The organism is Chryseobacterium gregarium DSM 19109 (assembly GCF_000430845.1).
In the GTDB taxonomy this organism is placed as follows: Bacteria; Bacteroidota; Bacteroidia; order Flavobacteriales; family Weeksellaceae; genus Chryseobacterium; species Chryseobacterium gregarium.
The window spans coordinates 80,240-103,805 of the sequence record NZ_AUMU01000010.1; the positions used below are offsets into that span (position 1 = coordinate 80,240).

Sequence of the window (23,566 nt, forward strand, 5' to 3'; positions counted from 1 at the left end):
AAACGTCTTTTTTGTTATTTGGGAAAGCCTCTTTTAAGAGCAATTTCCGCTCTTTTCACGGCGATTTTCTCTTTCCAGTCCATATATTTCTTTTTGAAATTCTTCTTCATGATATCATCGAATTTACGCTGAACCGTAAGATTCCAAAGCGAGTGCGCTTTTACACCCCAGGATTTATCCCACGCCCGTAGGGAAAGTGAGAAACTTCCGTCCAGATATTTCATCCAGTGCCACCATCCGGTGGGCATAAACAGGGTATCGCCGTGTTCAAGGAAACATTCAATACCTTCCACGCCGTCCAGGGCAGGAAATTTGGTGAAATCAGGATTTTCGATGTCATAATCTTCCAGGGCATAGGTGGCGTAAGGAAGCTGGTACAGCCTTTCTTTCCATTTATATTCAAATAAAAGAACGTGTTTTCTCCCGTTAAAGTGCGTATGGAAAATATGCGCCATATCGATATCATAATGAAGGAATGTGACGGAACCCTTGCCCCCGAAGAACATAGACGGATACTTATCTAAAAACCCACCCATGAGGGCTTTTGGGGAAATATAATCTTCCAGTAATTTTCTCGCATGTTTTATAGGGTCAAAAAAGAAAATTCTCAGATCCGTAGGCTTTTCCTGAATCAGATCTATATAATCTTTGAACATCATTCTTGTCGTAGGAGTATTAATCGGAGCCGCAGGATCAGCCTTGGCACTGTCGTACAAAGGAACTTCCACATCGCCCACTACCTCCTTTATATATTCCATGGTCCATTTTTGGTATGCCGGCCAGTTTTTCGCCATGTTCTTGATAACCACGGGCCTTCTGGGCTTCAGATACTTTTTGGTAAACTCTTCCTGGGTAATATCATCTACAATATCGATCGGCTTTAAATTAATTCCCATTTTTTAAAAATTTAATGTTACAAAATTATTAAATAATAATATATGTTAACAGGTTTAAGTTTTTTTTAATCTATGATTCAAATCATTTTTAACGATTAGTCTAAATAAAAATATACCAGATAATTACATAGAATATTTTAGTCAGCATTAGCTTACATTCAAAAGGACCTGATTCTTTAAATTTGGCCCTTATTGATTAAAGATAAAGAGTTTAAAGTTAATAAAATATGAGTCAAATAAGATATTCTTTCATTTTTTTATTCTGAAAGAATAATTATGGTTGAAATAAAAGATCAGGATTATGGAAAATGTTATTATAATCTGGAAAAATATCTGGATTCATAATCCGGCTCTTTTTAAATGAAGCAAAATATAGCATCAATACTATTATTAAGCACACTCTTATTCACGATAAAAATAGTATTAAAATAAAAGCATAATGTGTAAAAACATCACTATGTTTGTAGTGATAAAAAACAGCCTTTAACTTTTCCTTTTAAATAGCATCTTTAAAGATGTAACAAAAAGCAGTAACCGTTAACTAATTAATCAAATAATACATTATGAAAATGAAAATCTCCTTGTTCCTGATGGTTTTTCTCTCTGTTCTCTCGTTTGCCCAGAAAACGGTCTCGGGGAAAATCACCGATGAAGATGGTGTAGCGATCCCGAGCGCGAGTGTAACAATAGAGGAGCCGGGTAAGGACGCAATCCTTGCCTATGGGATTACTAACTCGAAAGGGGAATATAAAGTAACCTTTACTTCCGCAGAACCGAATGTCGACCTTAAAGTAAAGGCATTCAACCAAAGACCTTTGACCAAGCAGATCAATAACAGCGACCAGACGCTGAGTTTTAAGATGGAAGGGGAAGCCACGGAAATCAAGGAAGTACAGCTGAAAACAAAAATGATTACCGCAAGAGGCGATACCATTGCCTATGACCTTAAAGCTTTCGACAGCAAAAGCGACAGGACGCTGGCGGATGTTATGAAAAAAATCCCGGGAATCGAAGTCAATACCGACGGGACCATTCTTTACCAGGGAAATGCGATCAATAAATTCTACGTCAACGGAAAAGACTTAATGGAAGGCGGTTATGGAACTATCAGCAACTCGCTTCCGAAAGATGCCGTACAAAAAGTTGAGGTACTGGAAAATCACCAGCCCGTAAAAATACTTCAGAATAAAGTGCCTTCCGATCAGGCGGCCATCAATATCAAACTGAAAAATTCCGTCACCATGACCGGAAGGGGAGAAGTGGGAACCGGTTTCGGAGATCCGTGGCTGTGGAATGTCAAGCTGACGCCGATGTTCTTCGGCCAGAAAAGCCAGTGGGTGGTTAACTATAAAACCAACAACATGGGTGAACAGGTAGAAAATGAAGGGAATATCCTGGCTTTCGGAAACCGTTTCGAAGGAAGAAGAATCAACGCTTCCCAAAACGACTGGCTGAATGTAGAAAATGCAAGCACGCCCAACCTTCCGGTGAAAAGATACCTAATGAACAATGTACATTACCTGTCTGCCAACTACCTGACCAATATTGACAAGAAAAAAGAATGGGAACTTAAAGCTAATGCCAATTATACTAATAATGCAGTGGAAAGGGAGTCTTACAGCCGGACCGATTATTTTGCAACGACAGATGAGCCTGCCTCTACTGTTACCCAGAATATTTTAAATAACTTTTACACCGATAAGGCAAAAGGCGAATTAATCTTTACCAAAAATGCTAAAAAGGGATTTTTTAAAAATACAACAAGTTTCTCACAGTATTGGAATGCAGACCGAGGAATTGTTGACAGAACGGTTAACAGTGTCGTAAACTCTACAACACATGGAGAAGAGGCGATTGAATCTCCTACAACATCATTCCAGAACTCATTAAGTACAATTGTTCCATGGAAAGAGAAAATGGTGAATGTATTGTCTTATATAAGTTATCAGACCGACCGGCAGACTTTGGACGTTACTCCGGCATCCTATCTTAATATTCCGGGATTTAATCCGAATACTTATGCAGAAATGGTAAGACAGAATTTAAGGCTTAAAACATTCGAAGCCAATCATTCGGCGAATATCGGTTTTTCAACTAAAGGATGGACATTTACTCCTGAGATCGGATTTAATTTCAAATCCACGGACTTAAATTCAGCACTGACAAATCTTCAGGATGGTACCTACTTCGGATATGGAAAGAATTATTACAATGACCTGAAATATACAACGGCAACACCTTATGGAAGTGTGGGCGTAAATTATAAGAATGATTCGTGGATGCTCTATGCCAGCTTCCCGGTAAATTCCAATAATATCAAAGCAGAGGATCCGTTAAGAAATGTATCAAAAGAAGTCAATAAAGTAACCTTTGAACCCAGTATTTTTGCACAGTATACCTTTGCTTCTTTCTGGAAAGCTTCGGTAAATACCAATATCAATAATAATTTCGGAGAAATCAATACGGCCTATTCAGGATTTTTAATGACTTCGCCTAACGGGCTTAATGCGATGGACGCAAGCAATCCTATCCCTCAGAATAATAATAAATCTGCCGGAACAAGAATAGAATACAGAAACCCGTTGAATAATTTATTTTTTAATGTCAATTATCGATATACAGACGCAAAAAGAAATTTGATTTCATCTCCGATAAGAAATAATTCCGGCCAGACTGTGATGAAGTATTTAGAACAGGAAAATCACGTTCTGAATAATGGTTATTCTGCTGAAATAGGGAAATATTTCCCAAAATTTAAAACCAATGCTTCTGTAAATTACAGCAACAATACCTCAAGATCTGATGCCTACCAGAATAATGTTGCCTATAACAGCAGAAACAATTCCCAGTCATACGGATTTAAAGTTAACAATACGTATTTCAGCTGGATGAGTATTGACTATAATTTTAATATCTCAAGGACAAAACAAATCAGCAAAAGTATTGTTCCGCAATTGAACAATGAAAATTCCAGAAGCGGATTTACTCATAATTTAGGATTGTTTTTCTACCCGATAGAGAACCATACGATAGGATTTAACTGGGATCAGGTCAATACAAGTTCAGCTGACCAAAAATACAATAACGGCTTTTACGATTTGTCATACCAGTTCACATGGTCTAAAAAGAAAATTGATTTTGAACTTAAATGGATGAATATCGCCAATAAGAAAGTGTTTGAAACATATGATATCAACCCGCAAAGTATCTCTTTCACCAGAGTTCAGCTCCGCCCGAGCCAGGTAATGTTTACGGTAAAATTCAATTTCAAATAATATAAACAAAACCAATCTCACTGAGATTGGTTTTTTGTTTGTTTTCGGATAGTAATGTAATGCATCAGCTTTCTTTGCTTTCCTGCTGTATCGTATGATAATAATTCGGAAACCGGAGCTGGACGGTTGTGCCCTGATTTTCGTTTGAGCTTACAATAAGTTCCCCTTGATGCATTCTGACGATATTTCTTGCCAAAGGCAGCCCGATTCCGTAACCTTCATAATTATTGGTATTCGAAGCCCTGAAAAAAGGGTCGTAGATCTTATTCATTTCCTCTCCGGGAATTCCGATGCCGTTGTCTTTTACAATGATGTAGACATCCGTATCCGTAGCGCCTAATGATACTTTTACCTGCTCAAAATCGGAGTATTTGCAGCCGTTCTGGATGATATTAGTTACAGCCAGATGCAGCAGCTGCTCATTTCCTAGAACTTTCAGCTTCTTCGGGTTATCGGGAAGCATGCTGATGTCCAGGAAAATATTATTCTTTACATCAATTTTCCGTAAGGTTTCGATAACATCCCACAACAGCTGGTCGATCCTTACCTTATCCATTTTCTGGATCTTCCCGTCAAAACCGGTCTGGGCGATCATCAGCAACGCCTTGATTTTCCTGTCCAGCTTTTCAGCTTCATCAAGGATAATCCCGAGGGTTTCCTTGTACTCATCATTGGTCCTGGAAATTGAGAGGGCGACATCGGCTTCGCCCATAATGGATGTCAGGGGTGTTCTCAGTTCATGGGATACATTGCCGATCAGGTGATTCTGGGTTTCAAAAGATGTTTCAATGCGGTTAAGCATATCGTTGAAGGTGCCGATCAGTTCATTCAGTTCCTTATTGTCCGGCTGGGGTTCAAGCCTGAGGTGGAGGTTTTCGGAACTAATATCTTTTACTTTCCCTGTAATTTTCAGGATAGGCTTAAATAATGTTTTGGATAAATAAAAAGAAAAAATCATGCTGAAGAACAGCGAAAGGACAATACACGTGATCAGCGTACGCTTCAGGAAGCCCAGGTAATAGACGACATAATGGTTTTTGGCAGACGCAATGGCAATATAATTCTTGTCGTCATGCCGGAAGGTCTGGCCGATATAATAAAATTCTTTGTCGTTATAATTGGATTCTCCTTTCCTTACGATGCTTTTGAAAAAAGAATCCGGAATATGAATTTCCTGTGAAATCTTTCTGAAGTTGGTATCTGTAGGAACTGCAAAAACATAATCGCGCTCCATCGGAAGTTCTTCGTCGTTCAGGCCGTTTAAAATATAATTTTCCGGAATATCGAGGTTGTCTTTGCTTTTTTCGATCTGAATGATCGTGGTGGTCCGTATTTTAAGCAGCTCATAAAACCGCTGATGTGAAAAATTGACAATTGAAAAATATACCAGCCCGCTGAACAGCAGGATGATGGCGGTGAAGACCAGCATCAGAAGCACCATCGTCTTGGTCTGGTTGGTTATGACTCTGTTGAACATCCGTTACGGTTTTTTCATGACGTATCCCATCCCGATCACGGTATGGATCAGTTTTTCATCTTCCTGATGATCCAGTTTCTTCCTTAGATAGTTGACATAGACATCCACTACATTGGTTCCCAGGTCATAATTCACGCCCCAGACCGCATCCAGGATTTCCGCTCTGGAAATCACTTTTTCCGGGTTATTCAGAAAATACAGCAGCAGCTTATATTCCGTTGAGGTCAGCGATATTTCTTCCCCTGCCCGGGTTACTTTTTTGGTGTAATCATTAAGAATCAGGTCTGAAAACTGGTGTAAATATTCCTGATCGGTTTCAGGCTCCGCAATTTCAGGTGTACTTCCGTTGTTGCTCCTTCGAAGCAGGGATTTTACCCGGGCAACCAACTCAATAAATTTAAAAGGTTTCACCAGGTAATCATCACCGCCGCTTTCCAGTCCCAGTACAATATTTTCAGAAGTTCCCAATGCTGTCAGGAAGAGGATTGGGACATGTTGATTAGTCTTCCTGATTTCCTTACAGGCATCCAGTCCGTTCATTTCAGGCATCATGATATCCAGGATCACCAGATCAAAATCATTCGACTGTACGAGCTGCACACCGGTTTTTCCGTCAAACGCCACGGAAACTTCATAGCCGTTTTCCTGCAGCCCTTTCTTGATAAAAGAGACTACGCTGGTTTCATCTTCGATGAGGATAATTTTTTTCATTGGAATAGGGAATTGTACAAAAATAGAGATTTAAATTTTATATCTTCAAACGGTTACATTTAGTAAATATGAGATATAAATTATTTCATTTGAGCTATTTAGGACGAATAGGTTATCTTTGCTCCCGAAAAAATAAGTTGAAGAACAAATTAATTATATTTAAATTTATGAAAAATCTCTATAAACTATTCCTTATATCTATACTATCTGTTTCATTTGTAAATACGGTACAGGCAACAGTAAGATACGTTAATATTACCAATACATCAGGTATTGCACCCTACACTTCGTGGTCAACTGCAGGAAATAATATACAGGCAGTAATCAATGAAAGTATCGCCGGAGACGAAATCTGGATTGCGGCAGGAACTTACAAACCCAATTCTATTCCTCCAGGAGCAACGCCTTCCAATATTGGAAGCTTAACAATTTTAACCGAAAGAGATTATACTTTCTTTGTAAAAGACGGGGTAAAAATCTATGGTGGGTTTACAGGAACAGAAACTTTATTCAGCCAACGGAATATTAATGCCAATGAAACGATTTTAAGCGGAGATCTCGGTATTCAAGGAGATATGTCAGATAATTCTTATCATATCGTTGTCTCTGCAGATGGAAATATTGGTACTGTAATAGATGGATTTACATTTATCAAAGGAAATGCAAATAGCTATTCAGGAGGGATGATGATTAACAGCCATTTTATCTACAGAGCTTGTGGCGGTGGCGTTTACTCAGGTTATGGTAAAAGCACGATTACAAATAGCAAATTTTATGATATCTATGGCGGCAGTGGCGGGGCTGTATACCTTCAATACGGATACAATACTGTTTCTAACAATCTGATGTATAATAATACGGCAAATTATGGTTCCGGAATTCATACAGATCATGATACATCGGTATTTTCCGGAAATGTAATCTACAACAGTGGTGCTTTAGTTGACGGTGGTGCTATTATAACTTATTATAGTAACAATACAATCGATAACAATAAAATATATAATAATACAGCTTCCCGGGCAGGGGCCGTTATGATCACCAGTGGAAGCTGTACATTTACCAGTAATATTATCTATAAAAACAAATCAACCAACGGCATTGCAGGAGCCGTTTACCTTAATTATGGAACAAATATTTTCTTAAACAATGTCTTATACGAAAATATTGCATATTCTGCAGGAGGAGCGGTATATTCTGTAGGTAATAATACATTTACAAATACAATTGTCTATAAAAATTCATCATCCACTGGCGGCGGGGGATTTTTTTTAGGTGCAGGAACGCATATTCTTAATAACAATACATTATACAGCAATTCTGCAAGCGTCAGCGGTGGCGGAATATATACCAATAACGGGAGCAGCACTTTAAAAAACAATATCTTTTGGGATAATAAAAAAGGAGTTTCAGCCAGTATGACAGGGTCCGATTATTTTAATTATAATAACACAACCGTAATCAGCTTCTCAAATAATCTTCTACAGCTTCCGAATGCTTCTTATATAACGACCAATTATAACTTTTTAGGATCAAATCCACAAGGAAATATTTTTGCTCAAAATCCAAATTTTGGAAATCCGGACAACCCGTTAGGTGCAGATGGCATACCGCTTACAACAGACGATGGTTTGGCATTACAGAATAATAGTGTTTGCCGTAGTGCGGGAATTGCTTCGACATCTCCGGATTTTGACTGTACTGGAGCTCCCCGTGCCGGTAGCCCAAATATAGGGGCTTATGAAGTTGTCTTTCCTTTGCTTGCAATATCAGAGACAAACAATAGGAATGGTTTAAAAATTTATCCTAATCCTGCAAAAAATATTCTTTATTTTTCAGAGGAATTGAGCAATGTACGGATAATTTCGATTGATGGCAGAAATATAAGTGTTCCAACCACTAAAAAAGATGCAGACCTTTTTCAATTAGAAAAAGGCTTATATATCATTACCGGTGAAGATAAAAATGGAAATAAAGTTTCTCAGAAGTTTATTAAAGAATAAATATATTTTAATATACTTATATGAAGTAGGCTGAATTATTTTCAACATACTTTTTTATTTATCTCAACATAAGAAAAATATAAACAAAAAACCTCCGTAATTAAATTACAGAGGTTTTTAAGTATCCCCAGAAGGGAATATTAATTTGTTTTACAGATACAGGTTTTGAGTCCTGCTTATCTGCCGCTTCCATTGCCGAGAATGGCGCGGAGCAAAACATACTTCTGACGGCGCCTCAATTTTGACAAAATCGGCCTGACTGAACTGTTTCTGTAACTTGTGCGGATGAAGGGACTCGAACCCCCATGCCTTGCGGCACCAGATCCTGATTCTGGCGTGGCTACCAATTACACCACATCCGCATTATTTTGTAACCTGTATTGCTTTGTGCGTACAAATATAAAATATTTCCGGATAATTTTATACAGGATCCTGTAATTTTTTGAAGCAGATTGAGAAAAAAAGAAGTTAAGATTCATCTTCAGGCTTCTGATCATATTGATTAAGAAATATTTAATCCTTAAAAATAAATGCGTTTTCCAAATTTGTCGATCCGTTCAAATTGAAACAGGAGAACATTTTATACCAAATACTGATCAGATCAAAAACAAAAAACCTCCGTAATCAAATTACGGAGGTTTTTAAGTACCCCAGACGGGACTTGAACCCGTACGTCCTTACGGACACAGGATTTTAAGTCCTGCGTGTCTACCAGTTCCACCACCAGGGCATGGCGTGGAGCGAAAAACGGGACTCGAACCCGCGACCCCAACCTTGGCAAGGTTGTGCTCTACCAGCTGAGCTATTTTCGCATACAGTGCGGATGAAGGGACTCGAACCCCCACGCCTCTCGGCACCAGATCCTAAGTCTGGCGTGGCTACCAATTACACCACATCCGCGTTGTTTTTTTTGAAGTCGTATTTTAAAGAGCTTGCTTCGTTTTTGTGAGTGCAAATATAGGACATTTTCCTTTACTTCCAAACTTTTCAGTAAAAAAAATTAAAAAAGTTACATTTTTTATTTCCGACCCTTTATTTTACATTTCATTTTCTTACTTTTACACCGTTAATTAATATGATATGGAATTACAAGGAACGGTAAAGAAACTTTTTGATGCTCAGACATTTGCGAGCGGTTTCCAAAAAAGAGAAATGGTTATCCTTACGCAGGAGCAGTATCCGCAGCCGATAAACATAGAATTTTTATCTGATAAGATCAGTTTATTGGATAATCTGAAAGAAGGCGAGAATGTAAAAATAGGAATCAACATCAGAGGGAGAGAATGGGTTTCTCCTCAGGGCGAAACAAAATACTTCAACTCGATTACCGGGTGGAGGGTAGAGAAAGTTTCCGACAATGCTTCTGAGCCTACTCAGGCAGCACCTTCCCAGTCTGCATCTTCTGCATCCAATGAAAACCCTTTCGCGGGTGACGATGATGATGATTTGCCTTTTTAATTTAAAACAACACTTACATATAAATCCTGCTTTCTTAAGTGGGATTTTTTTTCCTGAAAATGGTTCGGCTGGATAACAAAGAGATTTCATTTCCGGATCCTGAGCTTTATGACGGTCATGAAGGCATTATTGCCTTCGGCGGCGACCTGTCGGTAGAGCGGGTCTGGTTTGCTTATCAATTGGGCATTTTCCCCTGGTACAATCCCGGGGAAGAAATTCTCTGGTGGTGTCCAGATCCGAGATTCGTCCTGGTTCCTTCGGAAATAAAGATTTCCAAATCGATGCGGAAAATACTTAACCGCGACGATTTTACGTTTTCGGAAAACCGGAATTTCAGGGAAGTGATTAAAAACTGTCAGGAAATCAGCAGAAAAGGGCAGGAGGGAACCTGGCTTTCAGAAGAGCTGATGGAATCTTTCGTTCTACTTCACCAATACGGATTGGCAAAAAGTATTGAGGTGTGGCAGCATGATGAGCTGGTCGGCGGATTTTACGGTCTGCAGATCGGGAATATATTCTGCGGCGAAAGCATGTTTGCCAAAGTAAGCAATGCCTCAAAAGCAGGGTTTATCCATTTTGTGGAAACGCATAAAAACGACCTGGAACTTATCGACTGTCAGTCGCACACCGACCACCTGGAAAGCTTGGGGGCCAAAATGATTCCCAAAGGGGAGTTTCTTAAAATTTTATACCGGAATAATGAACGCTGATAAAGAAAAATGGATCCTCTTGATTGTTCTGAGCCTGATTTGGGGCTCATCATTTATTTTGATTAAAAAATCACTGGAACATTTCAATCCGTATCAGGTCGGTGCTTTAAGGGTGCTGATTGCCGGGATTATATTGATGCCGGTTGCTGTTTCAAAATATAAACTGTTTCCGAAAAAACATTTGAAATGGCTTCTGCTGGCAGCCGTTACGGGAAATTTTATTCCGATGTTCCTGTTTCCGATTGCAGAAACGGAAGTAAGCAGCAGCATTGCCGGAATCATCAATTCCATGATGCCGATCTTCGTGATTGTCGTGGGCGCCTTAATCTGGAAGTTTGAAACCACAAAGCAGCAGATAATCGGTATCCTGATCAGCTTTGGCGGAGTTTGCCTGCTGGTCTTCGGAGGTGACGGTGAAGGCGGGGAATTTAAACTGATCCCGATTCTTTTGCTGTTGCTGGCTACCTTGTGTTATGCCATCAGCACGACTACGGTAAAATCTAAATTAATGGATGTTTCTTCCACGGTGCTGTCAGCATTTGTATTTGCGTTTGTGCTGTTTCTGCCTTCAGCCTTTGCTTTGACGTGTACGGGATTCTTTTCTACCTTCAGCTTTAATCAGGATACAATACTTGGACTGATGTTCGTAAGCTTACTATCCGTTTTCGGAACCGGACTGGCCATGATGATGAATTACAGGCTTTTAAAAGTATCTTCGCCGCTTTTTGCTTCAACAGTTACTTTACTGATGCCGGTTGTGGCCATTGCATGGGGCATCCTGGATGGTGAAAAGCTGTCTGTTCTGCAGTTTGCGGGAGCAGTAGTCATTATTGCCGGACTGATTTTTTTAAGAACGAAACCTGCCGTAAAAAACATATAGAAATTAATTGAGGAACGAATCAATTCACATATAACGGTCAGTTTTTCTATAAAACAGAGTGTTTATAATGGAAAGTTCATCCCTATAACAGCATCTAAACATGCCAGATATAAAAACTAAAAAATCCTGCACAATGCAGGATTTTATGTATACAAAAGGTCTGAAGCAAAAACTTACTTCTACGCTTTGATTCTAACTTTCTGAATTCTTCTTTTTTACCTTTGCTTTTACTTTTTTGACCTCATCCTTAATAAACGGGTACTTCTTCTGCATATCCGAAACCAAAGAAGGATCCAGTTCCAAGGCTTTAAGCAATGCTTCTTTACCTTTTTCCTGTTCTTTGAGGTTGAGATAACAATTGCTCAGCTGATAAAACAATTCTGCCCTGTTGTGTGATTTTACCGCATTGTTTAACAACGTAATCGCTTCTTCATACTCGCCTAAGAGCATTAGTACTTCAGAATAGGCATACCAGTTATAAAATCTTGTCGGTTCAGCCTCCACCAGTTTTTTCAGGCAGGAAAGGCTTTCCTCAAACTTTCCGGAATCAATGAATAAAAAGGCCAGCCTTTTCTGATAATCCAGATTGCTTTCGTTCAGGTGGGTTGCTTCTTTTGCAAAATGCAATGCTTCGGTCATCCCGCCCATTTCTTCATACAGGTAAGACTGTTCCATCATGGCCAGATAAAACTGAGGGTCTTCCCTCAACGATTTCTGGAAGGCATTCAAAGCTATGATCGGCTGCTTCAAGGCTTTATAGCAAAGTCCTATTTTATAGAATGTGAAAGCTTTGGTATATTCCAGCTCCAGCATTTCCTCATAGACCTCAACGGCCTTTTTGTATTGCCCCAATGCTTCATAACAGGCTGCTTTATTCGCGTATACCCCAACAGAGCTGGAGTTGATCGCCAATAAATAATCATACCCTTTTATTGCCTCCTCGTAATTTTTTCTGTTGAAATAAAACTGTCCGTATTCAAACCAAGCGATTTCAGAATAGGCATATTCATCCAGGTATTCATTAAGAAAGGCAACAGCCTCATCGTTCTTATTCAGATCCGAAAAGCAGACCATGCAGTTTTCCAGCGCATAATCATCGGTAGGGTCCTCCGCAAGGGCTTTCCGGTAATGTTTAAGAGCGTTAAAAGGATCTCCGAGATTTACATATTCATCCGCAATGAAATTATGAAGGAAGTTTTCTTCTTCTCTCAGTTCCAGTGCTTTTTCACAGATGTCAATGGCTTTTCTGGGGTTTCCTAAATTCGAATAATACTTTGCGTAGCAAACCAGAAAGTCTGTGTTTTCCATAGAAGAACCTTTCAGCTCATTGATAAGCTCCTTCGCCGTATTATAGTCTTCCCATTCCAGAAGGATTTCAAGTTTTTTGATCTTGATATCTAAAGAATTGGGATGAAGCCTCAGACCGTAATTCACTGCCGTATCGGCATAATTAAAGTCTCCCAGCTCCAGATAGTAAACAATAATGTCTTCCAACTCTTCTGTATCAAAGTAGAATTCATCATTGTTTTCCATCATTTCCTCGAACTTTTTTACAAGTTCATTTCCAAAATATTCTTCCAATATAAAACAGTTTTAAGATTTAAGACTTGAGATATGAGATGTACAAATACTCGGCTCTGAAAATCTTAGTACTAAATTTAATAATAAATACGATTAAAACGATGAAAAGGATGTTACTATTTATTAAATCAGACTATTGATTTTAGCTATCATTTCATCACCCAATCGATTGGCCTCTTCCTGGGACTTGGCCTCTGTATAAATTCGGATAATCGGCTCTGTATTAGACTTTCTAAGATGAACCCAATTGTTTTCAAAATCTATTTTTACCCCGTCTACCGTAGAGACCTCTTCATTTTGATATGCTTTTTCCATTTTGGTTAAAAGGTCATCCACATTAATTTCCGGAGTCAGTTCAATTTTCTTTTTGCCCATGAAGTAGCTCGGGTAACCTGCTCTTAATTCGGAGACCGTTTTGTTTTCCTTTGCCAGGTGCGTTAAAAATAAAGCGATTCCTACCAGGGAATCTCTTCCGTAGTGCAGGTCAGGATAGATAATTCCTCCGTTTCCTTCTCCGCCGATCACTGCATTCTTCTCTTTCATTAAAGTAACCACATTCACCTCTCCCACGGCACTTGCAAAATACTCAGACTGATGCTCTTTAGCAACATCTCTCAGCGCGCGGCTTGAAGACAGGTTGGAAACGGCCACGCCGTTTTTATTTTTCAGCAGATAATCGGCAACGGCAACCAGGGTATATTCTTCCCCGAACATTTCGCCGTTTTCATCAATCAGTGCAAGCCGGTCAACATCCGGATCCACGACCACTCCCAGATCGGCATTCTCTTTCTTTACCAGTTCACAGATATCTCCCAGATGTTCCTTTAACGGTTCGGGATTATGCGGGAACTGCCCGTTGGGCTCGCAATATAATTTTACAGTTTCACAGCCTAAGGTATCCAGCAATATCGGAATGGCAATGCCTCCTGTAGAATTTACAGCATCCAGAACCACTTTGAATTTTTTAGCTTTAATAGCTTCCGCATCTACCATCGGCAGGGCAAGGATCTGATGAATATGAATATCAAAAGCATCATCCCTGGTTTCGTATGTTCCCAGATCATCAACTTCAGCATAGTTGAAGTCTTCATTTTCGGCTAAAGCAAGAACTTCTGCCCCGTTTTCTCCGGTAATGAATTCCCCTTTATCGTTTAACAGTTTCAGGGCATTCCATTGTTTTGGGTTATGCGAAGCGGTCAGAATAATTCCGCCGTCTGCATGTAATTCCGGCACCATGATCTCAACCGTCGGCGTTGTGGAAAGACCCAGGTCGACCACATTGATCCCGAGGCCCTGCAGGGTTGCCGTAACCAGGGAAGAAACCATCTGTCCTGAAATTCGGGCATCTCTTCCTATAACGAGGATAAGGTCTTTTTTATTTTTATTGTTCTGAAGCCAGGTCCCGAATGCCGAAGCAAACTTCACCACGTCCAGCGGCGTAAGGTTGTCATTTACTTTTCCGCCAATGGTGCCTCTGATCCCTGAAATAGACTTGATTAACGACATTGTATTTGTATGTTTTTTTAATTGTTCTTAAATAAATTCTGCTGCAAAGATACTTATAAAATAGGAACCTTTTTTTGTAGTTTGTCATAGTTTTCTTTTACCGCTTCCGGTGGTGAAAAACGATAGCCTATATACAGCAGCCCGTAAACATTATTATTTTGAACCTGTGAGGCGGGATCCTGTTTATAACGGTATGAAGTGTAATTTAACTTCCCGCCGAACATGAAGCGTTCGGAGTTATACCCGATATGAATTCCGCTGCCGAACTTTTTAGTAAAATACTTGCTGTTTTCTTCGGGCGATTCTGTACCGTCTGCATTATCTTCCCGATAATGCGACCATTTTCCACCAACCCCGGCAAACACAAAAGGGGCGATATTCACTTTGTCTATTACTACCCAATTATAATAATATCCGATATTGATTCCCAGATTATACTGTATTTCTCTGCTTTTCAGATAATCAATTTTATTTTTGAAATAAGTCAGGTCATACTCTAACGACGGCACCAGGCTTCCGTTGCTTTCTTTTTGCCATTCTCTTTGGTAATAAATGCTTTTCAGGGAAAAATCTTTATTAAAAGAATAGGCTGTACTTCCTCCGAAGCTTTGAACCTTCAGGTCCGGAAATGTAATATAACCGTTGCCTCCCTGCCAGCCCGGCACCAGATCCTGCGTGTTCTTTATGTAAAAACCGGTCATATTTTTGTAATACATCGTCTGAATAAACCTTTTTGGGAAAAATCGGATCTTAAAATCTGTGTAAGTACTTTTGCCTTTCAAATCATTGTCATTGTTTCCGGGGATAAAACCGGGGGCGAAGGAAATACTTGCGCTGATAAACCGATAATCAAGGGACAGGGAGGTGCTAATTTTGTTATTGATCGAGAGGTTTGTCTTTGCAAACATGCTTTCTTCTGTATCATGCAATACGAAATCTTCAATATTGGTATCAAAGTTCGCCCGGACCATTACCTGATTTTCATAGGAAATGATTTTAATACTATCCGGTTTGGTCTGTGCACCGACAGCAGAGCAGGATATATAAAATAAGAAATATATTATTTTCTGTTTCAAACCATTGTGCTTAATTTCAATATGAAATTATATCATTTTTTGAATTAAAAGAGCAGGCATGCTTAAGATGCCTATGAACATCCGCAGTCTTTGTCGCAGTTTGTTCTTTTTGAACTGAATTTCTTCGGCGCAAAATTTTTCCTGAGTACTTTAAACAAAGCATAACAGGCAAATGCAACAATAAGGAGAACAAGTATGTACTGTAAAATCAGGGAAGAATCCATTATTTTAATATCTGGTATGCTAACATCGACACAAAGTAGGCCAAACCGGTCATCATCGCTACCTGAAAAGCGGTCCATTTCCAGCTTTTGGTTTCTCTGTAGACTACTGCAAGTGTAGAGATACACTGCATTGCAAATGCGTAAAATAAAAGTACGGAAACACCGGTTGCAAAACTGAAGACTTTTTCGCCGTTCGGTTTTACATCGCGTCTCATTTTATCAATCACTTTCACTTCCGGAGCATCATCTTCCAGACTGTATAGGGTAGACATGGTGCCTACAAAGACTTCTCTCGCTACAAAGCTGGTCAGGATCCCGACTCCCATTTTCCAGTCGTAACCTAAGGGAGCAATTACCGGCTCTATTCCCCTGCCCATTTTTGCCAGATACGAATGGTCAAGCTCCACGTTGGTGGCCACCCAATGATCAGTGCTTTGTTTGGGTCCGAAATAACTCAAGAACCAGATAATGATGCTGACAATGAAAATAATTTTCCCTGCTCCGGTAATAAAGTCCCAGACTTTCCCCAGGACCATCTTTAAATCGTAGGCGAAAAGCGGTTTTTTATAGGTAGGAAGGTCCATCACCAGATAGGTTTTGCCTTTGTTTTTGATGAATTTATTAAGAACGGCCGCAGAAAGCAGTGCTACGACAAATCCTAACAGATACATTCCCATCAGAACCAAAGCCTTATATTTTATTCCCAGGACAGTATCGTCTGAAATGATAAGCCCGATGATGATACTGTACACCGGGAGCCTTGCAGAACAGGTCATGAAAGGCGTCACCAGTATGGTCAATAATCTTTCTTTCAGGTTTTCGATATTCCGGGTTGAAATCACGGCCGGAATGGCGCAGGCTGTTCCCGAAACTAATGGTACGATGCTTTTGCCGTTTAATCCGAAAGGACGGAGAATCCGGTCCATCAGAAATACCACCCTTGCCATATATCCCGAATCCTCCAGCAGATACAGGAAGTATAATAAAATCCCGATCTGCGGGGCAAAGATCACAATTCCCCCGATTCCCGGAACAATTCCTTTGGAAATCAAAGAGTTAATGGGCCCTTCAGGCAGGTACTCTCCTGTAAAAGCCGACAGCCATGCAAAAAGAGCGTCGATCCAGTTCATCGGGTATTCTGCCAGAAAAAAAACGCTCTGGAAAATAATTAATAAAATCATCAGGAAAACCACGTATCCCCAGAATTTATGAACCAAAACTTTGTCCAGTTTTTCGGTCAGCAGTTCCTTGAACTGAGGCTTTTTAGAAATAACATCGGATAAAATGGTGTCAGCATGCTGATATCTTCTTACCGTTTCCTGGACCTGCAGCCTTTTCGGGACCAGACTTTTTGAATCAGGCTCGTTGAGCTGTTCCACCACAGAGCTTATTCTTTTCAGGTCTGTTCCCAAAGACAAGCTCAGCCATGCTTTGTATTCATTGTCAATACCTTTGTGGGCGGCTATTTTATGAATGAAATCTTTATGTTCGTTTGGGGTTTCGAAAGTCTGTTTTTCGGCCTTCACAAAAGTATTGTGTAAGACCGCTTCTTTAATGTCATTGATCCCAATCTGCTCTTTGGCATTGGTCCGTATGATGTTTATGCCTAAAGCTTCCGAGAACTTCTGAATATCAATGGTAATCCCTCTTTTTTCTGCCTGGTCAATCTGGTTCACCACCAGAATCATCGGAACTCCAAGATCCTGGATCTGCTGGAATAACAAGAGCCCTCTCTTTAAGCTCAGAGCCTCAAGAATATAAATAACCCCTGCATAATCCTGCTGATGGTCGATAACGAATTTAGAAAAGATCGCCTCATCTTCAGAACTCGGATATATGCTGTATGATCCCGGTAAATCCACCACTTCAACCTCTTCATTTCCATAGGTGTAATACCCTGAATGGCTGGCTACGGTAACGCCCGCGTAGTTTCCGGTTTTCTGTTTCTTATTGCAAAGTGCATTGAAAACCGTTGACTTTCCTACATTGGGATTTCCGACTAAAAGGACCTGCTTTCTCTGAATTTCCTGCATTAATTCAATTCTTCAACAATAATAAAATCACCTTCTTCTTCACGGAGGGCAATACGGCTTTTTTCATTTCCGAATTCCACGTACATCGGTCCGCTGAAAGGGGCCTGGTACAAAATCCTGAATGACGTTTCCGGAAGAAGCCCCATTTCAATAATCTTATTCGGCATGGTTAGGTTGTCATTATCATACCCCAGAATTTTGCCCATTCTGTTTTTGGGAAACCCGCTCAACTTATGTAAACCGTTCTCTTTCAAAGCCAAAATTTTGTATCTGCAAATATACGCTATTTAAATTTAATCTAAATAACAGGATCATATGAAAGAAATCAACCCAAATGAAATATTGCATTTGGGTTGATTTAAAATATAGTTAAATATGAATGTGTCTGCTTTAATCTTTTTCTTTTCCGACCTTTTCTACTTTTCCGACTTTCAGTTTTTCGTAAGGCGGTTCGATCGGATTATCATTTAGGTTAAAGAAATCTTTGTACATTTTTTCCTGTTTCTTCATCATGTCACCGATGGTTCCATCCATTCCCGGGATTGTTTTTGACATCATTTCCTGGTTCATCATCGGTCTTACGGTGGCAAAAGGATCCTTTTTGAATTCGTTGAATGTTTTTTCAAACTTCTCTCTCGGCATTTCAGTAACCTTTAAGCCTACATTGGAAATTTTCTCAGTATAGGTCAGTTCGTCCCAGTTTGGCACTTTTCTGTTTCCCTGAAGAACCCATGAATAATTTTTCCCTTCATCTTCAATTTTTACGATAAGTCCCGGAAGCCCTGAGAATTTGTACGGTCCATCCTGGAATGGCAGGTCTGTACTGAACCAAGCCGTCCATTGTCTTCCTCCGAATTCAGTGGTGGCTTTCTGTGCATTATAAGTTCCTATCTTGGCTTTTTCATTTGAAATTTTCCAGTCGAATTTAATTGTTTCATTGTATCCGATATTCATCGGGGTAAATCCGCTTGCAATTCTGTCAATGTATTGCATTTTCATGTCCGGATAATACTTCACGATCTTTTCCGAGAACTTAGGCATTTTAATGGATTTCGAAAGATCTTTAAAGACTCCTGCTTTCTGCATGGCCTCAACCTGCACCTTGATAATCGAATCCTGTCCTACAGACGTAAAGTCACGGTATACAGACCGGTCTTTAACAATATCAAGCACGGCCATTACTTTGTCGAGTTTGGCGGAATCTTTTTTAGGCTTAAAGGTCAGCTCATAGAAAAAACGGTTGGCTGTTTCTTTGGAATCTTTGTCCTGGGCACCTGCAAAAGCGAAAAGGGCGATAAAAAATATTGAAAATAGGTTTTTCATTGTTTCTGATGTTTGAATAATTAGTTAGCGGTTTAGGATTTTTGTTACATAATTTTCCTGAATTTTTTTGATTCCGTGATCAGGTTTCTCTCCTTCAGACCTTGATTTTAATCAATTCTAATCTCATTTTAATCTCTTTAATCACATTTTAATCCCGTTCCAAAGAGGTTTTAATCTGTCCGTTCTAATTTTGTATCATCGAAAAAGATAATGTAGAACCCAAATCCTAATCCTATGACCAGAACGATTTTAATAGCCACAGATTATTCTCTTGAGTCTTTAAATATTTTAAAGAAAGTCATGAAAGAGAAGCACGCTTCGGAAGATGAAAATCAGTACCATATTCTTTTGGTTTCAGGATATGATACCGGAGATTCAATAAGGGATCTTCTGTTCAATACGAAAAGTACGATTTTTAATAAGCTGATGTCAAAGGAATTTTGTGATGCCTATAGTATCATTAAAAATAAATATCCTCATCTCATCAGTAAGATTGTCTGTGATGTTTTCACGGGAAGTTTCCAGCGGACATTCAACAACTATGTAAAAGCAGAAGGCATCAGTGAAGCGTACTATTCTTCCTCTGTTAAAAGTAAAGGAAAAGGGAAATTTGACCTGATTCCTTATATTAAGAAATGCAAAGATCTTGAGTCTTATGAAATTGCCGTAGCGGCTCAGAAAAGTCTTCCGGAAAAAGGAAGGCTGGCAGAGATTTTTGCAGAAGCCTAACGTAAAATATATAAAAATTTAAAAAGATGTTAAGAAATTATAGTAACAGCAGGACGTTGGGAGACAACATTAAACTGGGGACGCTGACTGCCTTTACGGCAGGTACTATAAATATTGCTTCTCTGTTAATATTTCTTTCATTTACGTCGAACGTAACGGGGCATTATGCCATTTTTGCGGCAGAAATCAGTAAAGGGAACTGGTCGCAGGTGGCTGTGGTGGGATTTTGGATCTTCCTGTTCTTTTTCGGAGGGTTTGTATCCAATTTCATCGTGATCAATTTCAATAAGAGGAGCAAATATTTTGCCCATGCGATGCCTTTGGCTCTGGAGATTATGTGTCTCTTGTTTGTAGGGGTTTACGGTCAGTTTTATTACCGGAAAACGCTGGAAGAAACGGAATATCTGGTTGCTTTGATGTTATTTGCAACAGGCCTGCAGAATGGTTTAACGGCAAGTATCTCCAATTTTTCAGTAAAAACAACCCACCTTACGGGTACCACGACCGATCTGGGCATCCTGTTTTCTATGTTTACGCAAAAGAAGTTTAGGAAAAACGGTGAACTGGTGGCCAGAGCAAAACTTCTGATGAGCATTATGCTGGCGTATGTTACAGGGGCTGTGTTTTCGGGATTGACCTATTTTTATCTTGAGTTCAGGGTTTTCTATATCATCAGTCTGTGTTTATTAGTGGTTATCGGATATGATGCGTATAAGATTCATATCAGGCATTTCAAAACCCAGTACAGGTACAGTAAGATTTATAAAAAGCCGAATGCAATAGCCTATTTGTACGACAAAATCCATGGGATTCCGGAGGTTAAACCGGAGATGAATGAAAGACGGGAGAAAAAGAGGACGCTTGTGTTTGAAGATTAAATGTGGATATCTGGGTTTTACAGGTTCCTACTTCTGAAAAATAAAATAAATAAAAATATACATATCAGTATTAATTTGTGTAAACTAGCTGTGAATCAATCCTCTAATTGTGTAGTGCAATCAGGGGATTGTGTTTTTATAAAGACTGACCCGTGACAATGCTCTCTATGAAGCTGTTTACAGCTAGGTTGTTGATATGTTGATAATTAAATTTTAATTCAGGGGTTTATTATTTCAATTCTTATTCTGAATGCCTATTTTTGTAAGTTGATTTACGTTTTTATGTCAGATATTATTCAGCTTTTACCGGATCATGTAGCCAACCAGATTGCAGCAGGGGAAGTGGTGCAGAGGCCGGCATCCATTGTAAAGGAACTTTTGGAAAATGCAATTGATGCAGACTCTACAAAAATTGAGCTGATCATAAGGGATGCGGGGAAAAACCTGATTCAGGTAGTGGATGACGGCACAGGCATGTCTGAAACCGATGCCAGGATGGCCTTTGAAAGGCACGCCACTTCTAAAATCAGGGGAACGGAAGACATCTTTAAAATTTCTACCAAAGGATTCCGTGGTGAGGCCCTGGCCTCTATTGCTGCGGTTTCTCAGGTGGAGCTAAGGACAAAACGGAAAGAGGCTGCGATCGGAACCGACATCTATATAGAAGGCGGCGTATTCCAGTTCCAAGATCCGGTTCAGACCGCTGACGGATCTAATTTCTTAGTTAAAAACCTATTTTACAACGTTCCAGCCAGAAGGAAATTCCTTAAAAACAACAATATCGAATTCAGGCATGTCATCGACGAGTTCCAGCGTGTGGCACTGGCTCACGAAAACCTGGAATTTTCCCTGTTTCATGATGACGAAGCTGTATTCAGATTAAGAAAAGGCAGCCAGATGCAGCGGATTGTCGATATTTTCGGAAGAAAACTGCAGCCGCAATTGATTCCCATTAAAGAAGATATTATGTGGTGCAGGCTTCACGGGTTTGTTGCCAAGCCGGAAGGGGCCAAAAAAACAAGGGGTGAGCAGTTTCTTTTTGTCAACGGCAGGTATTTTAAAAGTCCTTATTTCAATAAAGCAGTACAGGATGCCTTTGAAGGACTTTTGCTCCCGGGATATATCCCTACGTTTTTCCTGTTCCTGGAACTCGACCCTGAAAAGATCGATGTGAATATCCATCCGCAGAAAACGGAAGTCAAGTTTGAAGATGAGCACCTGATCTTCGCTTTGCTGCGTTCAACGATTAAAAGGTCGCTGGGAATTTACAATGTGGCACCGAGCCTTGATTTTGAAAAAGATCCACACCTGGAAGAAATCCTACAGAAAACTTTTCCAAGCAAAAGCAACGCAGGAGGAGGTTTTGTAAAAATGCCTGAAATTATTGTAGACAAAGATTATAATCCGTTTCTGGAAGAACGGGGCGTAAAACAGGCGGAAATTCAGAATCTGGCAGAAATGTATCATCAGAATATCGCTGCAGAACCTTCAAAGATCAATCTGTTTGAAGATGAAGATTTTGATGAAGATCTGATGAGGCTTCCGAATGGATACTGGCTCTTCAACAAAGGGGACAGAACGCTGATGCTGGATCTGGGCAGGATGCACAGGCTGGTGGTTTCTGAACACACCAAGCCCGTAAGAAGGGGAACTACCAACAGCCATTCCCTGTTGTTCTCTCTTGAATACCATATGAATGAGATTGAAAAAAATAAATTCAAATCCATCAAGAAATATCTTCCCGAATTAGGGTTTGAGACGAGCATTGCTCATGAAAATGTCCTGAGGATTGATGCCGTTCCGGAAGGCCTGAAAGAAACACAGGTGATGAAATTCCTTGAAGATCTTTTTGAAATCCTGGAATATAAGACAGAAGAGGAATTCCTGCATTTCTATCAGAACCAATGGAATAAAATGCAGTCTAAATCCAGGTTTGATTTTATCTACAAGAAAGATGCGGAACAGCTGATTAAAGATTTCACGGCACTGGGCTTCCCGGAATTTTTGCCGAACGGCAAAAGATGTTTCTTCGAAGTGCCTTTTAATGATTTTAAGAATAAATTTTAGAGAATATGTTCAACAGTATACCACCGATTACAAGAAATATCATTATTATCAATGTTATCATATTTATTGTAGCCAATTTAATATTTCAGGATAAATTTACGGCTTACCTGGCTGCGTTTTATCCTTTTTCACCGTTCTTTAAATCCTGGCAGATCATTACCCATATGTTTATGCACGGAAGTATTATGCATATTCTATTTAATATGTTTACCCTGTTCAGCTTCGGTCCTGTTTTGGAACAGAACTTAGGTGAAAGGCGGTATCTGATTCTTTATTTTTTAAGCGGGCTGGGAGCGTTTTTCTTATTTAATTTGTGGAATTTTGTTGAGGTACAGCAAATTTCCGGAGAACTTCAGCAGTTAGGATTTGATATAAATTCCTATCTGTCCGGCGCAAGTGTTCATTTTTCCGGGTCATCAGATTCGGTCATCCAGCAGAAAGGTCTGGTAGAGAACCTTAATAGTATAATGGGAACACCAATGGTCGGTGCTTCAGGAGCTATTTTCGGTGTCGTCGCTGCCTTTGCCACGCTTTATCCTGATGCAAAAATAGGGATCATGTTTATTCCGATCCCCATGAAAGTAAAATATGTTTTACCTGTTATCATACTCGTTTCAATCTGGCTGGGTGTTTCAGGGAATTCAGGAGGCATTGCCCACCTCGCCCATGTTGGCGGAGCTTTAGTAGGATTTATCCTGGCCATACTGTGGAAAAAACGTTTATATAGATTTAATTAGTT

The 23,566-nt window shown here is 39.7% G+C and carries 18 protein-coding genes and 4 tRNA genes; 9 read left to right on the forward strand and 13 right to left on the reverse strand.

Annotation, left to right across the window (positions count from 1 at the left end; all coding sequences use genetic code 11):
* Positions 1 to 14: 14 nt before the first annotated feature.
* The gene (locus H561_RS0112435) at positions 15 to 896 is read right to left on the reverse strand and encodes a cupin-like domain-containing protein (RefSeq protein ID WP_027387317.1); all 882 of its coding nucleotides are present in this window, start codon (positions 894 to 896) and stop codon (positions 15 to 17) included.
* A gap of 563 nt (positions 897 to 1,459) precedes the next feature.
* Here H561_RS0112435 and H561_RS0112440 point away from each other — a divergent pair.
* Complete coding sequence (locus H561_RS0112440) at positions 1,460 to 4,171, forward strand: carboxypeptidase-like regulatory domain-containing protein (protein WP_027387318.1); 2,712 nt, start codon at positions 1,460 to 1,462, stop codon at positions 4,169 to 4,171.
* Between the two features lie 64 nt (positions 4,172 to 4,235).
* Here the strand turns inward: H561_RS0112440 and H561_RS0112445 are convergent, their stop codons facing one another.
* A complete protein-coding gene (locus tag H561_RS0112445) occupies positions 4,236 to 5,648 on the reverse strand; it encodes a sensor histidine kinase (protein WP_027387319.1) in 1,413 nt (470 codons plus the stop codon).
* 3 nt (positions 5,649 to 5,651) lie between these two features.
* On the reverse strand, positions 5,652 to 6,359 hold the full coding sequence (locus tag H561_RS0112450) for a response regulator transcription factor (RefSeq protein ID WP_027387320.1): 708 nt from the start codon (positions 6,357 to 6,359) through the stop codon (positions 5,652 to 5,654).
* Positions 6,360 to 6,526: 167 nt separating this feature from the next.
* Here H561_RS0112450 and H561_RS0112455 point away from each other — a divergent pair, with 167 nt between their 5' ends.
* Positions 6,527 to 8,362, forward strand: coding sequence for a T9SS type A sorting domain-containing protein (locus H561_RS0112455; RefSeq protein ID WP_027387321.1), 1,836 nt, complete (start codon positions 6,527 to 6,529; stop codon positions 8,360 to 8,362).
* Positions 8,363 to 8,642: 280 nt separating this feature from the next.
* Here the strand turns inward: H561_RS0112455 and H561_RS0112465 are convergent.
* From H561_RS0112465 to H561_RS0112485, 4 genes are all read right to left on the reverse strand, one after another.
* A tRNA-Leu gene (locus tag H561_RS0112465) sits at positions 8,643 to 8,724 on the reverse strand.
* A 284-nt stretch (positions 8,725 to 9,008) separates the two neighbouring features.
* Positions 9,009 to 9,092, reverse strand: a tRNA-Leu gene (locus tag H561_RS0112475).
* A gap of 6 nt (positions 9,093 to 9,098) precedes the next feature.
* Positions 9,099 to 9,174, reverse strand: a tRNA-Gly gene (locus H561_RS0112480).
* 6 nt (positions 9,175 to 9,180) lie between these two features.
* Positions 9,181 to 9,262: transfer RNA gene (locus tag H561_RS0112485), tRNA-Leu, on the reverse strand.
* A gap of 180 nt (positions 9,263 to 9,442) precedes the next feature.
* Between H561_RS0112485 and H561_RS0112490 the strand changes: the two genes are divergently transcribed.
* Genes H561_RS0112490 through H561_RS0112500 form a run of 3 tightly spaced genes read left to right on the forward strand, consistent with a single transcriptional unit; the run spans position 9,443 to position 11,410 of the window.
* Positions 9,443 to 9,820 (forward strand): DUF3127 domain-containing protein, encoded by a 378-nt coding sequence (locus H561_RS0112490; RefSeq protein ID WP_027387322.1) that lies wholly within the window; start codon positions 9,443 to 9,445, stop codon positions 9,818 to 9,820.
* Positions 9,821 to 9,879: 59 nt separating this feature from the next.
* Positions 9,880 to 10,530, forward strand: a complete 651-nt coding sequence (gene aat, locus H561_RS0112495; protein ID WP_027387323.1) for a leucyl/phenylalanyl-tRNA--protein transferase — start codon at positions 9,880 to 9,882, stop codon at positions 10,528 to 10,530.
* Entirely contained in the window at positions 10,520 to 11,410 is an 891-nt protein-coding gene (locus H561_RS0112500) for a DMT family transporter (protein WP_027387324.1), read from the forward strand. Before aat ends, H561_RS0112500 begins: the two co-directional genes overlap by 11 nt.
* 192 nt (positions 11,411 to 11,602) lie before the next feature.
* Here the strand turns inward: H561_RS0112500 and H561_RS0112505 are convergent, their stop codons facing one another.
* From H561_RS0112505 to H561_RS0112535, 6 genes are all read right to left on the reverse strand, one after another.
* Complete coding sequence (locus H561_RS0112505) at positions 11,603 to 12,991, reverse strand: tetratricopeptide repeat protein (RefSeq protein ID WP_027387325.1); 1,389 nt, start codon at positions 12,989 to 12,991, stop codon at positions 11,603 to 11,605.
* Between the two features lie 123 nt (positions 12,992 to 13,114).
* Entirely contained in the window at positions 13,115 to 14,497 is a 1,383-nt protein-coding gene (gene glmM, locus H561_RS0112510) for a phosphoglucosamine mutase (RefSeq protein ID WP_027387326.1), read from the reverse strand.
* Between the two features lie 53 nt (positions 14,498 to 14,550).
* Positions 14,551 to 15,573 carry a DUF4421 family protein gene (locus H561_RS0112515; protein WP_027387327.1) on the reverse strand — a complete coding sequence of 341 codons (1,023 nt, stop codon included), beginning with the start codon at positions 15,571 to 15,573 and terminating at the stop codon, positions 14,551 to 14,553.
* Positions 15,574 to 15,796: 223 nt separating this feature from the next.
* Positions 15,797 to 17,830 carry a ferrous iron transport protein B gene (gene feoB, locus H561_RS0112525; protein WP_027387328.1) on the reverse strand — a complete coding sequence of 678 codons (2,034 nt, stop codon included), beginning with the start codon at positions 17,828 to 17,830 and terminating at the stop codon, positions 15,797 to 15,799.
* The gene (locus tag H561_RS0112530; RefSeq protein WP_034762166.1) at positions 17,830 to 18,084 is read right to left on the reverse strand and encodes a FeoA family protein; all 255 of its coding nucleotides are present in this window, start codon (positions 18,082 to 18,084) and stop codon (positions 17,830 to 17,832) included. The genes feoB and H561_RS0112530 overlap by 1 nt, the downstream gene beginning before the upstream one ends.
* A gap of 136 nt (positions 18,085 to 18,220) precedes the next feature.
* Positions 18,221 to 19,153 (reverse strand): GLPGLI family protein, encoded by a 933-nt coding sequence (locus H561_RS0112535; RefSeq protein ID WP_027387330.1) that lies wholly within the window; start codon positions 19,151 to 19,153, stop codon positions 18,221 to 18,223.
* A 234-nt stretch (positions 19,154 to 19,387) separates the two neighbouring features.
* Between H561_RS0112535 and H561_RS0112540 the strand changes: the two genes are divergently transcribed.
* From H561_RS0112540 to H561_RS0112555, 4 genes are all read left to right on the forward strand, one after another.
* On the forward strand, positions 19,388 to 19,882 hold the full coding sequence (locus H561_RS0112540; RefSeq protein ID WP_027387331.1) for a hypothetical protein: 495 nt from the start codon (positions 19,388 to 19,390) through the stop codon (positions 19,880 to 19,882).
* Positions 19,883 to 19,908: 26 nt separating this feature from the next.
* On the forward strand, positions 19,909 to 20,760 hold the full coding sequence (locus H561_RS0112545) for a YoaK family protein (RefSeq protein ID WP_027387332.1): 852 nt from the start codon (positions 19,909 to 19,911) through the stop codon (positions 20,758 to 20,760).
* A gap of 282 nt (positions 20,761 to 21,042) precedes the next feature.
* On the forward strand, positions 21,043 to 22,827 hold the full coding sequence (gene mutL, locus H561_RS0112550; RefSeq protein WP_027387333.1) for a DNA mismatch repair endonuclease MutL: 1,785 nt from the start codon (positions 21,043 to 21,045) through the stop codon (positions 22,825 to 22,827).
* A gap of 5 nt (positions 22,828 to 22,832) precedes the next feature.
* Positions 22,833 to 23,564, forward strand: coding sequence for a rhomboid family intramembrane serine protease (locus H561_RS0112555; RefSeq protein WP_027387334.1), 732 nt, complete (start codon positions 22,833 to 22,835; stop codon positions 23,562 to 23,564).
* The last annotated feature ends 2 nt before the right edge of the window (positions 23,565 to 23,566 follow it).

Excerpts from the sequence above, each read along its gene's own strand:
- H561_RS0112500 (WP_027387324.1), top strand. The coding sequence starts at position 10,520 with ATGAACGCTGATAAAGAAAAATGGATCCTCTTGATTGTTCTGAGCCTG.
- H561_RS0112435 (WP_027387317.1), bottom strand. The coding sequence starts at position 896 with ATGGGAATTAATTTAAAGCCGATCGATATTGTAGATGATATTACCCAG.
- mutL (WP_027387333.1), top strand. The coding sequence starts at position 21,043 with ATGTCAGATATTATTCAGCTTTTACCGGATCATGTAGCCAACCAGATT.
- H561_RS0112535 (WP_027387330.1), bottom strand. The coding sequence starts at position 19,153 with ATGAAAAACCTATTTTCAATATTTTTTATCGCCCTTTTCGCTTTTGCA.
- H561_RS0112545 (WP_027387332.1), top strand. The coding sequence starts at position 19,909 with ATGTTAAGAAATTATAGTAACAGCAGGACGTTGGGAGACAACATTAAA.
- H561_RS0112455 (WP_027387321.1), top strand. The coding sequence starts at position 6,527 with ATGAAAAATCTCTATAAACTATTCCTTATATCTATACTATCTGTTTCA.
- feoB (WP_027387328.1), bottom strand. The coding sequence starts at position 17,830 with ATGCAGGAAATTCAGAGAAAGCAGGTCCTTTTAGTCGGAAATCCCAAT.
- H561_RS0112445 (WP_027387319.1), bottom strand. The coding sequence starts at position 5,648 with ATGTTCAACAGAGTCATAACCAACCAGACCAAGACGATGGTGCTTCTG.
- H561_RS0112450 (WP_027387320.1), bottom strand. The coding sequence starts at position 6,359 with ATGAAAAAAATTATCCTCATCGAAGATGAAACCAGCGTAGTCTCTTTT.
- H561_RS0112490 (WP_027387322.1), top strand. The coding sequence starts at position 9,443 with ATGGAATTACAAGGAACGGTAAAGAAACTTTTTGATGCTCAGACATTT.
- H561_RS0112440 (WP_027387318.1), top strand. The coding sequence starts at position 1,460 with ATGAAAATGAAAATCTCCTTGTTCCTGATGGTTTTTCTCTCTGTTCTC.
- H561_RS0112555 (WP_027387334.1), top strand. The coding sequence starts at position 22,833 with ATGTTCAACAGTATACCACCGATTACAAGAAATATCATTATTATCAAT.
- H561_RS0112540 (WP_027387331.1), top strand. The coding sequence starts at position 19,388 with ATGACCAGAACGATTTTAATAGCCACAGATTATTCTCTTGAGTCTTTA.
- glmM (WP_027387326.1), bottom strand. The coding sequence starts at position 14,497 with ATGTCGTTAATCAAGTCTATTTCAGGGATCAGAGGCACCATTGGCGGA.
- aat (WP_027387323.1), top strand. The coding sequence starts at position 9,880 with ATGGTTCGGCTGGATAACAAAGAGATTTCATTTCCGGATCCTGAGCTT.